The 15,127-nt window shown below is 72.5% G+C and carries 9 protein-coding genes; 5 read left to right on the forward strand and 4 right to left on the reverse strand.

The window, feature by feature from the left end; translation table 11 throughout:
* Positions 1 to 409: 409 nt before the first annotated feature.
* Complete coding sequence (locus ACH4SP_RS12475) at positions 410 to 967, reverse strand: MarR family winged helix-turn-helix transcriptional regulator (protein WP_398413667.1); 558 nt, start codon at positions 965 to 967, stop codon at positions 410 to 412.
* Between the two features lie 114 nt (positions 968 to 1,081).
* Between ACH4SP_RS12475 and ACH4SP_RS12480 the strand changes: the two genes are divergently transcribed.
* The gene (locus ACH4SP_RS12480; RefSeq protein WP_398413669.1) at positions 1,082 to 2,371 is read left to right on the forward strand and encodes an MFS transporter; all 1,290 of its coding nucleotides are present in this window, start codon (positions 1,082 to 1,084) and stop codon (positions 2,369 to 2,371) included.
* Positions 2,372 to 2,417: 46 nt separating this feature from the next.
* On the opposite strand, the gene ACH4SP_RS12485 is transcribed toward ACH4SP_RS12480, so the two are convergent.
* Positions 2,418 to 4,088 (reverse strand): SpoIIE family protein phosphatase, encoded by a 1,671-nt coding sequence (locus ACH4SP_RS12485; protein WP_398413672.1) that lies wholly within the window; start codon positions 4,086 to 4,088, stop codon positions 2,418 to 2,420.
* Positions 4,089 to 4,267: 179 nt separating this feature from the next.
* Positions 4,268 to 5,629, reverse strand: coding sequence for an NAD(P)/FAD-dependent oxidoreductase (locus ACH4SP_RS12490; RefSeq protein ID WP_398413675.1), 1,362 nt, complete (start codon positions 5,627 to 5,629; stop codon positions 4,268 to 4,270).
* Positions 5,630 to 6,014: 385 nt separating this feature from the next.
* Between ACH4SP_RS12490 and ACH4SP_RS12495 the strand changes: the two genes are divergently transcribed.
* A complete protein-coding gene (locus ACH4SP_RS12495) occupies positions 6,015 to 6,857 on the forward strand; it encodes a TetR/AcrR family transcriptional regulator (protein WP_398413677.1) in 843 nt (280 codons plus the stop codon).
* A gap of 264 nt (positions 6,858 to 7,121) precedes the next feature.
* The gene (locus ACH4SP_RS12500) at positions 7,122 to 9,170 is read left to right on the forward strand and encodes a sigma-70 family RNA polymerase sigma factor (protein ID WP_398413679.1); all 2,049 of its coding nucleotides are present in this window, start codon (positions 7,122 to 7,124) and stop codon (positions 9,168 to 9,170) included.
* Between the two features lie 197 nt (positions 9,171 to 9,367).
* On the opposite strand, the gene ACH4SP_RS12505 is transcribed toward ACH4SP_RS12500, so the two are convergent.
* On the reverse strand, positions 9,368 to 11,491 hold the full coding sequence (locus ACH4SP_RS12505; RefSeq protein WP_398413682.1) for an asparagine synthase-related protein: 2,124 nt from the start codon (positions 11,489 to 11,491) through the stop codon (positions 9,368 to 9,370).
* Between the two features lie 700 nt (positions 11,492 to 12,191).
* Here ACH4SP_RS12505 and ACH4SP_RS12510 point away from each other — a divergent pair.
* Both ACH4SP_RS12510 and lhgO read left to right on the forward strand, forming a co-directional pair.
* Complete coding sequence (locus tag ACH4SP_RS12510; RefSeq protein WP_398413684.1) at positions 12,192 to 13,622, forward strand: MFS transporter; 1,431 nt, start codon at positions 12,192 to 12,194, stop codon at positions 13,620 to 13,622.
* A 208-nt stretch (positions 13,623 to 13,830) separates the two neighbouring features.
* Positions 13,831 to 15,102, forward strand: coding sequence for an L-2-hydroxyglutarate oxidase (gene lhgO / locus ACH4SP_RS12515; RefSeq protein ID WP_398413686.1), 1,272 nt, complete (start codon positions 13,831 to 13,833; stop codon positions 15,100 to 15,102).
* Positions 15,103 to 15,127: the final 25 nt, after the last annotated feature.

Genomic DNA, 15,127 nt, shown 5'->3' on the forward strand with positions numbered 1-15,127 from the left:
GTTGTTCTTGCGTTTCCGACTCTATCAGACCGTTTCCGTTCCGACTTCCTCGGTGCTTTCCAGGTTCTTCGCTTTCGCGTTTTCCCTTTCCGGCGATTCCGACTCTATCAGATCCTTTCGGGCCTGACTCCCAGTCGAACTTGGGTTGTCTTTGCGGCTGTTGGGCCGTTCCGACGTCTCAAACTCTAGTGGATTTTCCCGGTGAACCGAAATCGGCTCCCAGCGACAGAATTCGGCATGCCGAAATTGCCCCTGGTGGGAGATCGTGCGGAGTTTGATTGCCGCTTTCGCGGCGGAAGGTGCTGCCGCAGAACCGTTACGGCTGTGTGGCAACTCGGAGAACCTTACGGATCCTGCTGAGGGGTGTCAACCCCTCGGCAGGCCGCTCGAACAGGCAGGAGAAGGGGAGTCAGTCCAGGTCAGTGAGGCGGCCGCCGGCATCCGGCTGGGCGTCCTCGACCCGGCGCAGGAGGCGGGTCAGCATCTCGCCCAGTACGACCCGCTCGTCGGGCGCGAGGTCCTGGAGGAGGTCCTCCTCGAAGGAGGACGCCATGCGCATTGCTTCGAGCCACTTCGTACGGCCCTCGTCCGTCAGCTCGACGATGACGCGTACCCGGTTGTTCTCGTCGCGGTCCCGCGTGACCAGGCCTTCGCCTGCCATGCGGTCGATGCGGTGGGTCATCGCGGCCGGGGTCAGGCCGAGGCGCTTGGCGAGTTCGCCGGGGCCCAGCCGGTAGGGGGTGCCGGAGACCACGAGGGTCTTCAGGACTTCCCACTCCGCGTTGCTGATGCCCAGGGCGGCGACCTGGCGTCCGTACGCGACGTTCATCCGCCGGTTCAGGCGGCCGAGGGCCGAGACGACCTTCTCCACCTGGGGGTCCAGGTCCCGGAATTCGCGTTGGTATGCGGCGATCTGCTCGTCGAGGCTCGGCTCATGAGGGCCGGGCGACTCTGGCGTGTCTGGCATCCGCGAAGTATGGCACGGGGTGCGTTGGCGTTGAAGTCCTTCGCTGTGTATTGTTGAGGTTCTAACTTTACTGTTGAAGTCTTCGGACTTCAGGTCTTCAGGGTTGAGGTGAGTATGACCAAGGCGATGGGCTCGGCGATGCGGCGGATTCAGGCAGGCAACGCGCTGGCCGCTTTCGGGCTCGGATTTACGGTCCCGTATCTGTACGTGTACGTGGCTCAGGTGCGGGATCTGGGCCCGACCTCGGCGGGCATCGTCCTTGGTGCCTTCGCCCTGGCCGCGCTGATCGCCCTCCCCTTTGTAGGGGTACTGATCGACCGGCGCGGTCCGGTGCCGGTGCTGATCGGCGCCGCGCTGGCGGCCTCGGTGGGCGCGGTGGCGCTCGGGGCCTCGTCCAGCCTGGTGACGGCCGTCGGATCGGCGGCGGTGCTCGGCATCGGGACCGCGGTGATGCAGCCCGCGCTGGCGACGATGATCGTGCGGTGCTCCGCGCCGGAGACCCGGACCCGGTCGTTCGCCATGCAGTTCTTCCTGGCCAACCTCGGGCTCGGCATCGGTGGACTCATCGGCGGCCAGATCGTCGACAAGAACGACCCCTCCAGCTTCACCCTGCTCTTCGGGATCGAAGCGGTGATGTTCCTGGTGCTCGCCGGGATCGCGATGACCGTGCGGATGCCGCACATCCCCGTGGTCGAGGGCGCCGGCGGAAAGGGCCTCTTCGGGGGCCTCGGCTCGCTGGTGAAGCACAAGGCGATGCTGCAGCTGTGCGGGCTCGGGTTCGTGATCTTCTTCGCCTGCTACGGACAGTTCGAGTCGGGGCTCGCCGCGTACGGGACCGAGGCCGCCGGGATCGACCCGTCGACGCTCGGCATCGCGCTGGCCGCCAACACGGCGATGATCGTGGCCGCGCAGTTCCTGGTGCTGAAGTTCGTCGAGCGTCGCCGCAGGTCGCGGATGATCGCTCTGGTGGGCCTCATCTGGACGGTGGCCTGGATGGCCGCCGGGTACGCGGGTCTCGGACACGGGAGCCAGGCCATGGCGACCGCGGCCTTCATCTCCACGTACGCGCTCTTCGGGCTCGGTGAGGCGATGCTGTCGCCGACCGTCGCGCCCCTGGTGGCCGACCTCGCGCCGGAGTCGATGGTGGGCACGTACAACTCGGCCTTCGCGCTGGTCAAGCAGCTGGCGCTGGCCGTCGGGCCGGCCGTGGGCGGGCCCATGGGGGCCTCGCTGCACATGCCGTACATCGTGACGTTCATTCTGTTCTCGCTCGGCATCAGCGTGCTCGCGCTGCGGATGGGCAAGCAGCTCACGCCCGAGCAGGACCAGCCGATTCCGGTCAAGTCGATCGTGGTCGCCAAGCACGTGCCGGAGGGCGAGGGCTCGGTGAAGGCGGCCGCGTAACCCCCTGCTCAGGACTGCTCAGGCCGGTCAGGCCGGTCAGGACCGGTCAGGACTGTTCAGGGAGTGCGAACTCGCACCACACCGCCTTGCCGCCGCCCGGTGTGCGGCGCGAACCCCAGGACGAGGCGATCGTCGCGACGATCGAGATGCCTCGTCCTGCTTCGTCCGCAGGCTCGGCCCGGCGGCGGCGCGGAAGGTGGTCGTCGCCGTCGGTGACCTCGATGATCAGGCGGCGGTCGGTGCGGCGCAGCCGCAGGCGCATCGGGGGTGTGCCGTGCTGGAGGGAGTTGGCGACCAGCTCGCTGGCGGCGAGCACGCCGAGATCGCTCAGCTCGACGGGGAAGCGCCAGGAGGAGAGGACTCCGGTCGCGAAGGCGCGGGCACGGGGGGCCGCTTCCACGCCGCCGAGGAGTTCCAGGGCCGCGTTGTGGAAGAGCTCGGCGTCGTGACCCTTGCGGGAGGGGTGCTGGACGACGAGTACCGCCACGTCGTCGTCGTGGTCGGCGGTGATGCCCAGCGCCCTCATGAGGCGGTCGCAGACGACCTCCGGGGTGCCGGTTGCCCCGGACAGTGCCCGTTCGAGCGCGGAGACGCCTTCGTCGATGTCCTCGCGGCGGCGCTCGACCAGACCGTCTGTATAGAGGACAGCCGTCGATCCTGGCGGGAGGGCGATCGTGCCGGAGGTGTGCATCCAGCCGCCGGTGCCGAGCGGCGGGCCCGTGTGGTCCTCGGCGCGGGCGACCGTGCCGTCCTCGTGGCGCACGAGGATCGGGAGGTGGCCGGCGGAGGCGTAGACCAGCCGGCCCTCGTTGGGGTCGTGGACCGCGTACGCGCAGGTGGCGATCTGGCTGGCGTCGATCTCGGCGGCCAGGCCGTCGAGGAGTTGCAGCACCTCGTGCGGCGGGAGGTCCAGGCGGGCGTACGCGCGGACCGCCGTGCGGAGCTGTCCCATGACGGCCGCGGCGCGCACCCCGCGGCCCATCACGTCGCCGATGACGAGGGCGGTGCGGCCCGCGCCGAGGGTGATCACGTCGTACCAGTCGCCGCCGACGGCCGCTTCTTCGCCGCCCGGCTGGTAGGTGGCGGCGATGCGCAGGTCGTCGGGCTGCTCCAACTCCTGCGGAAGGAGCGAGCGTTGGAGCGTCACGGCCGTCTCGCGCTGGCGGCTCTCGGAGGTGCGCAGGCGCTCGGCCGCTTCCGCGTGGTCGGTGACGTCGGTGGCGAAGACGAGCACGCCCCCGCCGTCGGGTGTGTCGAGCGGGGTGCAAGTGATCGTGTACGAACCGCCCTTGGGCGTACGGCGGGACTTGACCGTACGCGGCGTGCCGCTGCGCAGGACCTGGTCCATCAGCGGGAGCAGGCCCAGCTCCTCCAGCTCCGGCAGCTCGGACGCGGCGGTGGCACCGACGGCGCGCGGGCCGAAGGCGGCGGCATACGCCTCGTTGACGTACGCGACGCGGTGCTCGGGTCCGTACAACAGGGCGACGAGCGCCGGGAGTTGGCCGACGATCTCGCGCAGGGAGAGGTCTTCGAGGGCGGGCGGGCGCGGGGCGTCGGACGACTGGGCGCCGTCGCCGGACCCGGGCCCCTGGCCGGCCCCGGATTCGGGCTGCTGCCCGAGCTCACCGCGGGCGGCGGGCACGGACCCGCGGTCGGACCTTGCCGCCGCGCGGCGCTGCGTGCCGGGAAACCGGGCGCTCCAGCGGGTGAAGTTCACTGAACTACTTGCCTCGTGGTCGGGGTGGTGGTGCAGGTCGGCTTGGGTCCGGGGTCGGCCGTGCGGTCGCGCAGGTCACGCTCGGATCGCTCCGGGGTCACTCTTCGCAGGCGCGGGTCAACCTATCGTCACACGTCCAGTGTGACGGACCGCACTGACAACCGGTAACGGAGAGGACGTCAGCGGGGCTTGGGCGGTTCGCTCCCCGCCGCGAGTTCGAATTCCGCGCGCGGGTGTTCCAGTGAGCCGAGCGAGACGATCTCACGCTTGAAGAGGCCGGAGAGGGTCCACTCGGCAAGGACGCGTGCCTTCCGGTTGAAGGTCGGGACCCGGCTGAGGTGGTACGCGCGGTGCATCGTCCAGGCGGGGAAGCCCTTGAGCTTGCGGCCGTAGACGTGCGCGACCCCTTTGTGGAGGCCGAGGGAGGCGACCGAGCCGACGTGCTTGTGGCGGTAGTCGGTGAGGGGCTGTCCGGCGAGGGACGCCGCGATGTTGTCGGCGAGGACCTTGGCCTGGCGGACGGCGTGCTGGGCGTTGGGGGCGCACTCCTTGCCCTTCTCGGACGCCGTGAGGTCCGGGACCGCTGCCGCGTCGCCCGCGGCCCACGCGTGCGGCGCGCCCTCGACGGAGAGCTGTGCGGTGCAGGCGAGGCGGCCGCGGGAGTTGAGGGGGAGGCTGCTGGCGGCGAGTACCGGATGCGGTTTGACCCCGGCCGTCCACACGAGCGTACGGGTGGGGAAGCGGGCGCCGTCGTCGAGGACGGCGACGCGGTTCTCGACGGAGGACAGCCGGGTGTTCAGGCGGACGTCGATGCCCCGGCCGCGCAGCTCGCGGACGGCGTACTGGCCCATCTCCTCGCCGACCTCGGGGAGGATGCGGCCGCTGGCCTCGACGAGGATCCACTTCAGGTCGTCGGCCTTGACGTTGTGGTAGTAGCGGGAGGCGTAGCGGGCCATGTCCTCCAGCTCGCCGAGCGCTTCCACGCCCGCGTATCCGCCGCCGACGAAGACGAAGGTCAGGGCGGCGTCGCGGACGGCGGGGTCGCGGGTGGAGGAGGCGATGTCCATCTGCTCGATGACGTGGTTGCGCAGCCCGATGGCCTCCTCGACGGTCTTGAAGCCGATGCCGTGCTCGGCGAGGCCGGGGACGGGGAGGGTGCGGGAGACGGATCCGGGGGCCAGGACCAGTTCGTCGTACGGCATCCGGACGGGCCCGGTGCCCTCCTCGGCGGTGGCGAGGGTGGTGACGGTCGCGGTGCGCTTCGCGTGGTCGATGGACGTGACCTCGCCGACGAGGATGCGGCAGCGCGGCAGCGTGCGGCGCAGCGGGACGACGACGTGGCGCGGGGAGATGGATCCGGCGGCGGCCTCGGGGAGGAAGGGCTGGTACGTCATGTACGGGTCGGGCGTGACGACGGTGATCTCCACGCTGCCGTCGCCGCCTGCCGCAAGCCTCCGTTTCAGCTTCCGCTGGAGGTGCAGTGCGGTGTACATGCCGACGTATCCGCCGCCTACCACGAGAATGCGCACTGGATTTGTCACCGTCCCATGAGGCAACGGACGTGGGGCTTTGTCCACAGGGCCGACAATTTGTGTGACTGACCGACAGGGTCGGTGACGCGCGTGGAAGTTGATGTTCCGGGGCGGTACGGGCCGTGTTTGCGCAGGTCAGAGGGGAAGAAACGGTTGTTGGGGGTGGGTGGAAGCAGGCTGGCGGACGGCCTGACTCCGATCAGGGGGCACACCGTGCGGAACAACCCCCTTCTGAATCGCCCCGCGCTCAACTATGTTCGTATCTCGTCGGAGTAACGGGTTCGGTGTCTGCACGGCTCGTGTTCGCACGGCACGTGTCCGCACGGCTCGTGAACTCCGGCAGTCAGGGCGGGGAGTGTCTCCGGGGGGAGACATCATTACCGGGGGAACGCTGATGCACATTCAGGATTCACATTGGCAGGCTGCCGTCGCACCGTCGGCAGCGTCCGAAAGCAACGGGCGGGTTTCCGCGGGCGGTTCGGCCGTCCCGCGATCGGCACCGCTCCGGGTCGACGCACAGCGCAATCTCGAACACGTACTGCGGGCTGCCCGCGAGGTGTTCGGCGAGCTCGGGTACGGGGCGCCGATGGAGGACGTCGCGCGCCGGGCCCGGGTCGGGGTCGGCACGGTCTACCGGCGGTTCCCGAGCAAGGACGTACTGGTGCGGCGGATAGCCGAGGAGGAGACCTCCCGGCTGACCGAGCAGGCGCGGACGGCGCTGGGGCAGGAGGACGAGCCGTGGTCGGCGCTGTCCCGGTTCCTGCGGACGTCGGTCGCCTCCGGCGCGGGACGGCTGCTGCCGCCGCAGGTGCTGCGGGTCGGTGTGGATCACGACGTCGACCTCGACGGGGTGTACGGCGGGAGCTACGAGCCGGGCGGTACCGGCGCGGTGCGCGATGCCACGCGGGTGCCGCAGCAGCGGCAGGCCGGAGACGGCGCGGTCGCGCCCGACCTGCGGCTGGTCGAGCAGGACGGCTCCGTCGGTGCTCCGGGCGGCGCTTCTCCGGTCGCCGAGGGTCTCGACGACTCCGGTGCCGGGACGCTGCTGGAGGTCGTGGGTCAACTGGTGGACCGGGCACGGGCGTCGGGCGAGCTGCGGGGCGACGTGACCGTGGCCGACGTGCTGCTGGTGATCGCCACGGCCGCTCCCTCGCTGCCGGACGCGGCGCAGCAGGCGGCGGCTTCGGCCCGGCTCCTGGACATCCTGCTGGAGGGGCTGCGGTCGCGGCCCGTGTGAGAGCGCGGCCCGCACGGGTCACGGCCGGTTCATGAGGTCACGGCCGGTTCATGAGGTCGCGGCCCGTGTGCGGTCTCGGCCCGTGTGAGCGTGAGTGAGCAGGGCAAGCCCGCCGACGCCTTCCCCAACGGGTGAGGATTAGAGCTTCGTTTCGGGAAAACCCCCCGGACGAGTGGTTGGCGGGCTTGATCGGCTTTCGGCGCGTCGCCCTGTGGGAGTCTTGGCCGGTGTTCCGGTCTGAGGGTGCGTACGGGGGCTTCCGTCATGGGTGTTGACGAGCGGGACGAGTCGCTCGGGGACGGTGACGGCGGCTGGGCGTCAGGGGATTCCGGGACGTCGGGGACTTCCGACAAGCCGGGGACTTCCGGCACTTCGGGAGCTTCCGGCTCTTCGGGTGGTTCTGCCGCCGGTGATGCCGCCGGGCTGCCCTCGCGGCAGGTGCCGAGCCAGGGCGGTCCGCTGGGGGCCACTCCTGCGCCCGTGACGGAGCGCGGATCCGATCCGACGAGCGTGCCGCCGCAGCGCGGTGGCAGGACCCCGTCCGGTGAACCCTTCGTGTCCGACGCCGACTTGATCGAGCGCATGCGCTCGGGCGACGACGGTGCGTACGAGGAGCTGTTCCGGCGGCACTCGGGCTCGGTGCGCCGTTACGCGCGTACGTGCTGCCGCGACGCGCACACCGCCGACGACCTGACGGCCGAGGTCTTCGCACGGACCCTGCAGGCGGTACGGGGCGGCGCCGGCCCTGAGCACGCCGTACGGGCGTATCTGATGACCACGGTGCGGCGGGTGGCCGCGACCTGGACGAAGACGGCACGGCGCGAGCAACTCGTCGAGGACTTCGCGGTCTTCGCCGATCAGGCGGCGCGGGCCTCCGAGGTGCGGGACGACGACACCCTCGACCTGGGCGCCGACGTACTGGCGATGCACGAGGCGGAGCAGACGCTCGCCATGCAGGCGTTCCGGTCGCTGCCCGAGCGGTGGCAGGCCGTGCTCTGGCACACCACGGTCGAGGAGGAGTCGCCGAGCGACGTGGCCCCGCTGTTCGGGCTGACGGCGAACGCGACGGCGGTGCTCGCGTCGCGGGCCAGGGAAGGGCTGAAGCAGGCCTATCTGCAGGCCCATGTGAGTGCGGCGCTGACGGCGGGCGGGGACTGCGCGCAGTACGCGGACCGGCTGGGCGCGTACGCGCGGGGCGGGCTGCGGATGCGGGCCGAGCGCGGGCTGCGCAAACACCTGGAGGAGTGCGCCAAGTGCCGTGTCGCCGCTGGTGAGTTGAGCGACGTGAATGCGGGGATTCCGGCGCTGCTGCCGGTGGCGGTCATCGGTTGGGTGGCTGCCGGGTACTCGGTGAAGGCCGCGGGGATCGTGGCGGGCGGAGCGGTCGCCGGGGCGGGTGCGGCGGCCGGGGCAGGTGCGGCCGGAGCTGGAGCAGGTGCGGCGGGGGCGGGTGCGGCCGGAGCAGGGGCGGGAGGTTCCGGTGGTGCTGCCGGTGGGGGTGCCGCGGCCGAGGGGCTCGGGGCTCCTGCGAAGGTGGGGATCGGTGCGGCTGTCGCGGTCGCGGTGACGGCGGGGCTGGTGTTCGCCTTCGTGGGCGACGAGACGCCGATTCCGCCGAAGGCCGACGCGAAGCCGCCCGCGGTGAAGCCCGTACCGGAACAGCCTGCTCCGCCGCCCCCTCCCCCGCCGTCGTCGAAGCCGCCCGCCCCGAAGCCGCCCGCGCCCGCGCCGCCGAAGCCGCGGGTGGTGAAGCCGACTCCCAGGCCGACCCCCAAGCCGGTGCCGCCACCGGCGAAGCCGGCCCCCAAGCCGCCGCCTCCCGCGCCGAAGCCCCCTCCCCCTCCCCCGCCGCCGCCCGCGCCGAAGCCGCCGAAGGCCTACCCCGTCGCGGAGTTGGAGTACGGCCCGATGGGCGACCACACGGAGCCTGAGGTGCGCCTCGGCGAGAGCAGTGCGCTGTGGCAGCGGGACAGCATGTCGATCGGCGGGGTGCGGTACGGGAACGGGGTGTCGGTCCCCGCGACGTCGTCCGTGACGATCGACCTGAACCGGAAGTGTTCGACGTACGACGCGAAGGTCGGCGTCGACGACATGACGATGGGGACCGGCGCGGTCCGCTTCTCCGTGTACGGGGACGGGGCGCTGCTGTGGCGGTCGCCGGTGCTGCGGGGCGGGGACGCGGCGCTGCCGGTGCACCTGGGGATCGAGGGCCGCAAGACGCTGCGCCTGGTGACGGAGTCCGTGGACGGCCCTGGCTCGGTCTCGGACGCGGCGTTCGCGGACTGGGCGGGCTCCCGGATCGGGTGCGGGTAGCAGTTAGGCGCGCGGGCTCGCGGACCAGGTAGTTGGGCGTGCGGGCCTGCAGTTCTGGTGCGGCTAGAGGGCAGACCGTCAGGGGCGCGGGGAACTGCGCGACCAGCCACGACGCACCCGCACGTAAATCCCCGGCCCGCCGCACCCGCACGTAATCCCCCGGGCCCGCCGCAGGCGCAGGCACGGCGCCCACCCACCTAAAGGCTCCGCCGCTGCGGCACTCCCCCCGCCACCGCGCGCTGCCTCGGCGCCGCCGAGCCCGTCCAGCACGTACCGCGCCGGGCGAGCAGGCGGCGGAGCCACAGTTCGGTGGAGACCAGGTCGGCCAGTCCGTCCAGGGGTACCGGTTCGCCGGCGGCCGCCGCCCGTACCGCCTTGCGTACGACGCGCGCCTCGATCAGACCCGCGTCGGCGAGCAGCGGCGCCTCAAAGAGGGCGAGGAGGTTGTCCTGTGCGGCACGGATGCCCGCCTGGGCCGTAGCGGTGGCGGTGGTGTGTGCGGTGGCCGCGCCCCAGCCCGGCGGGAGGTCGTGGACGCCGGCGCCGGAGAGGACCGCGCGGAGGATCGCGGCGCGGGCGCCCGGCTGGACGCGGAGGGTTTCGGGGAGTTCGCGGCAGGCGCGTACGACCTGGTTGTCGAGGAAGGGTGCGTGCAGGCGCTGGCTGCGGACCTCCGCGGCCTGCTCGAAGACCCGGTGGTCGTAGGCGTGGCGGGCGAGGGCGGCGCGGGCGCGGGCCTCGCCGGGGCGCTGGACCGAGGCGGGCCGCAGCGCCGACTCCTGCAGGCGGATCGATACTTCGGCGAGGGCCTCGCCGGTCAGCCAGCGGGCGGCCGGGCCAGGACGGGACCAGGCGAGGGCTTCGAGGGAGGCGTCCAGGGCGCCTGCGGGGCCGCTCGCGTCGACGACGCCGCGGCTGGTGAGGCGGCCCGCCGCGTCCTCGATGCCCGAGCGGTAGGACGTACGGGCGAGGCGGCGGGCGGCGCGGTAGACGGTCAGCGGGACGAGGAAGGAGTGCGGGGACGCACCCTCGGCCTTCGCCAACGCCGTCGCGGGTCGCAGGATGTGACGGCGTCTGCGGTCGATGAGGAGGTCGGCGAGGCGGGCCGGGTGGGCGTCCAGGACCTGCCGGGCGCCGTTGCCCACGAGGTGGTCGGCGCTGCCCGACTGGAGGCGCAGGCGGGCGCGTTCGGCGGTGACGAGGGAGGGGCCCGGCTCGTCGGTGAGCGGCCCCGTCTCCAGGTCGGCGTACGGGAGTGCCTCTTCGGCCCCGGCGACGACGACGTGGTGGAGGCGGGGGTTGGCGGCTATCGCACCGGCCCGCTCCAGTTCGTGGTCGAGCTCGGTGTCGCGGGTGTGGGCGGTCGCGGCCAGGTCGTTGAAGGTGACGGCGAGGAGGCGTTCGCCCGCGCCGGTGCCGTGGCCGAGTACCGTGCCGGGCAGTCCTGGCAGGCCCGCCGCGAGCAGGGCGAGGGTGGCGGAGGCGCTGCCTCCGGAGAGGTCGGAGCCGATGCCGGGGACGGGTGCTCCGCGGCGGCGGGCGCGGCGCTCGGCAGGGCCCATGCCGGGGACCGGGCCCGGGTCGGGGAGCGGAGTCTCGGGGGCGTGCCGGGGTGCGGTGAGGCGGGCGCGCACCGCCTCTATGAGGGCGTCGCGTACGCCCTCCACGGCGCGTTCCGGGTCGAGTTGGGGCGCGGCGACGGCGAGGGAGGCGACCGGCTCGTAACCGGTGATCTCGCGGGAGCCCTCGCGCAGGACGAGGGCGTGGCCGGGCGGGATGCGCCGCACGCCGGTGTACGGAGTGCCGTCGCGCAGGGCTTCGGGGACGTCCGGGCAGGCGAGGAGGGCGGCGAGATGGCCGATGTCCAGCTGCGCCTCTATGAGGTCGGCGAGGGGGAGCGCGGCGGTGGCGTACGCGGTGCCATTGGCCCAGGGCGTGTAGAAGACGGGGCGGGCGCCTGCCAGGTCACCGGCCACGGTGACGCGTCTGCCGGTCTGGACGACGGCGGTGTAGCTGCCGGGCCAGGCGGTCAGATGCCTCAGTGCGCCGCCGCGCGCCGCGAAGAGGCCGACGCGGAGTTCTTCGTCGGTGGCGCCGCAGCAGCCGAGGACGGCGAGGCGGGTGAACTCGTCGACGCTGACGGTGCGCACCTCGTCGGGGCGCCAGTCGCCGACGGCCCACAGGGGGTCGGGGTCGCCCCACAGGAGCTGGGCGCCGACGGGCTGAACGGTGTCGCCCTCGTGTTCGGTGCCGGGGGCGCCGACGGCACCGACCGTGCCGAAGCTCGCGGCGATGCTGCTCCATCCCACCAACCAACGCATCGCCGCCTCCACAGCCTGTGGACAACTCTGCCCGCGCGGGGCGTGCGGTGGGGGTTCGGGTCATCACATGACCTCGGCCGGACGGTTCGAGCCGTCCACTTGCCCTCTTGTGCGCGCACCGTGCCGCGCCCTGTCGCGCGTGGGGACCATGCTGCCACGACTGCGGCGCGCGGGTGCGGGTACGGGGCGCGATGGCAAAGGCCAATGCGCCGGTGAAAAGGGGGAGTTGGGGGGCAATTGGGGCAGTGGGCGGCAAGGGCACCCGGCCGCGGAGGGGATACGGGGGAGACACAGGAGGGACGCGCTCCGCAAGAGGGCGCCATTCGGCCAAGTTTTGGGCAGCGCGCAGTCCGGGAGACGCTGTTCGCCTCCCGGACCGTACCGCCACCCGCGGGGATGAAGGTGGCGGTGACCCCCAGCCCACTGGATCCAGTGCAGCGGGCCGACCCACGCACGTCCCATGGAAGCGCCGCCTCCGCACACCGGCCAGAGCGCACGGGCGGGCGCACGGCCGCGCGGCAGGAGCACGAATCGGACGGAACGTTCCTCTCGTGCCGTCCCGTACGCACCCTGCGGGCAACAATCTCGCCATACGGGACACTTGCCCTTAACGCTTGGGATGCGGCGAACTACGCTGGGTTTACGAATGCCGCGTGCCTATGCCGGGCCCGCGGCGGCCGTCTGCGTGAGGGGTGGCGCAATGTCCAGGGAGCAACGCGGGCCGAACGACAAGCTCGGCACGGTTCTCGCCCTCGCGGGAATCAGCAACGCCGGGCTGGCGCGCCGGGTCAACGACCTCGGTGCGCAACGAGGAATGACGCTTCGGTACGACAAGACGTCGGTGGCACGGTGGGTCTCGAAGGGGATGGTTCCGCAAGGTGCCGCCCCGCACCTCATCGCCGCCGCCATAGGGGCCAAGCTGGGCCGCCCGGTCCCGCTGCACGAGATCGGTCTCGCGGACGCCGACCCGGCGCCCGAGGTCGGGCTCGCCTTCCCGCGCGACGTGTCGGTGGCGGTGCGGCACGCCACCGAGCTGTACCGGCTGGATCTGGCCGGGCGCAGGGCGGGCAGCGGCGGCATCTGGCAGTCCCTCGCGGGCTCGTTCGCGGTGAGCGCGTACGCGACGCCCGCCTCCCGCTGGCTGATAACCCCGGCCGACTCGTCGGTGGCACGCGATTCGACCGCCGCCGAGGGCTCCGCCGACGCGACTCCGTTACGGGTGGGCCACAGCGACGTCGCCAAGCTGCGCGAGGCCGCCGAGGACGCGCGCCGCTGGGACTCCAAGTACGGCGGCGGGGACTGGCGTTCCTCGATGGTCCCGGAGTGCCTGCGCGTCGACGCGGCCCCTCTGCTGCTCGGTTCGTACAGCGACGACGTGGGGCGCTCGCTGTTCGGCGCGACCTCCGAGCTGACCCGGCTGGCCGGCTGGATGGCCTTCGACACCGGTCAGCAGGAGGCCGCCCAGCGGTACTACATCCAGGCCCTGCGGCTCGCCCGCGCGGCCGCCGACGTGCCCCTGGGCGGGTACGTACTGGCGTCGATGTCCCTCCAGGCGACCTACCGGGGCTTCGCCGACGAGGGCGTGGACCTCGCGCAGGCCGCCCTGGAGCGCAACCGGGGCCTGGCCACCGCCCGCACCATGAGTTTCTTCCGCCTCGTCGAGGCACGCGCGCACGCGAAGGCGGGCGACCCGGTGGCGGCCGGGGCCGCGTTGAAGGCGGCGGAGGGCTGGCTGGAGCGCTCGCGGGAGGGCGATCCGGACCCGTCCTGGCTCGGCTTCTACTCGTACGACAGGCTGGCCGCCGACGCAGCCGAGTGCTACCGCGACCTCAAGCTGCCGCGGCAGGTGCGCCGCTTCACCGAGCAGGCGCTGTCCCGGCCGACCGAGGAGTTCGTACGGTCGCACGGGCTGCGCCTGGTGGTGAGCGCCGTCGCCGAGCTGGAGTCGGGCAACCTCGACGCGGCGTGCGCGGCGGGCACGCGCGCGGTGGAGGTGGCGGGGCGCATCTCCTCGGCGCGCACCACCGAGTACGTACGGGACCTGCTGCACCGGCTCGAACCGTACGGGGACGAGCCGCGCGTGGTGGAGCTGCGCGAGCGGGCCAGGCCGCTGCTGGTGGCGCCCGCTTAGCGGGCACGGCGCAGAGGCGACGCGGCGTTGGCGCAGAGCGACGCGGCACGCACGGAGCGGCGTGGCGTCGGCACAGAGCGACGCGGCACTGGCGCAGAGCGACGCCGCACGGCACCGGGCGGCGTGGCGTTGGCCATAGCTTCTGCTCCCAGGGTTTACCGGCGTTGTCAGTGGGCCAGTGCACTATTCGTGGTGGGAGGTGGCAGCGATGAGTCATGACTGCGATGTGCTGGTGATCGGCGGGGGGATCGTCGGGATGGCGTCCGCGCATGCCATCACACGGGCCGCGCCCGGCACCCGGGTCATGGTGCTGGAGAAGGAGGCGGGCCCGGCGAGACATCAGACCGGGCGCAACAGCGGGGTGATCCACAGCGGGATCTACTACCGCCCCGGCTCGCTCAAGGCGCGGTACGCGGTGCGCGGCGCCGCCGAGATGATCAAGTTCTGTGCGGAGCACGACATTCCGCACGAGGTGACGGGCAAGCTGATCGTCGCCACCGAGCGCGCGGAGCTGCCGCGCCTGCACGCGCTCGTCCAGCGCGGCCGGCAGCACGGCATTCCGGTCCGCGAGCTGGGCCGCGCCCAGATCCGGGAGTACGAGCCCGAGGTGCGCGGCCTCGCGGCCATCCACGTCGGCACGACGGGCATCTGCGACTACGGCCGGGTCACGGAGGAGCTGGCCCGCTCGTCCGGCGCCGAGGTGAGGTACGGCGCGGAGGTCCGCGTCATCGCCCGCCGCGCGTCCGGGATCGCGGTGCGCACGGCGGACGGGACGGTCGTCCGGGCGAAGGCCCTGGTCAACTGCGCGGGGCTGCACTGCGACCGGGTGGCCAGGATGGCGGGCGACGAGCCGGGCATGCGGATCGTCCCCTTCCGCGGCGAGTACTTCGACCTCACCCGCCCCGACCTGGTGCGCGGCCTGGTCTACCCGGTCCCCGACCCCGCCTTCCCGTTCCTCGGCGTGCACCTGACGCGCGGCATCGCCGGCGGCGTCCACGTCGGGCCGAACGCGGTACCGGCACTGGCCCGCGAGGGGTACGACTGGGGTGCGGTCCGCCCCGCGGACCTGGCGGGGACGCTGGCCTGGCCCGGCTCCTGGCGGATAGCGCGCAGACACTGGCGGTACGGGGCGGGGGAGCTGCACCGTTCGCTGTCCAAGCGGGCGTTCACCGAGGCCGTACAACGCCTGCTGCCCGCGATCACCGAGGCCGACCTGCGCCCGTCCCCCGCGGGCGTACGGGCGCAGGCGGTGCTGCGCGACGGCACGCTCGCCGACGACTTCCTGATACGCGAGGCCCCCCGCACGGTGCACGTGCTGAACGCACCGTCCCCGGCGGCGACGGCGTCGCTGCCGATCGGGCGGGAGGTGGCCCGGCGGCTGCTGGGGGTGCTGGCGGGGGCCGAATCCGCAGCCCGCCCGACGTTCGAGGACGCGCGGGCGGAGCCCGGGCAGGGGTCCGGGCAGGGGTCCGGGGCGTAGCCCCTGCAGGAGAACGGCAACCGGT

It is taken from the genome of Streptomyces sp. NPDC021093 (genome assembly GCF_044333135.1).
GTDB lineage: Bacteria > Actinomycetota > Actinomycetes > Streptomycetales > Streptomycetaceae > Streptomyces.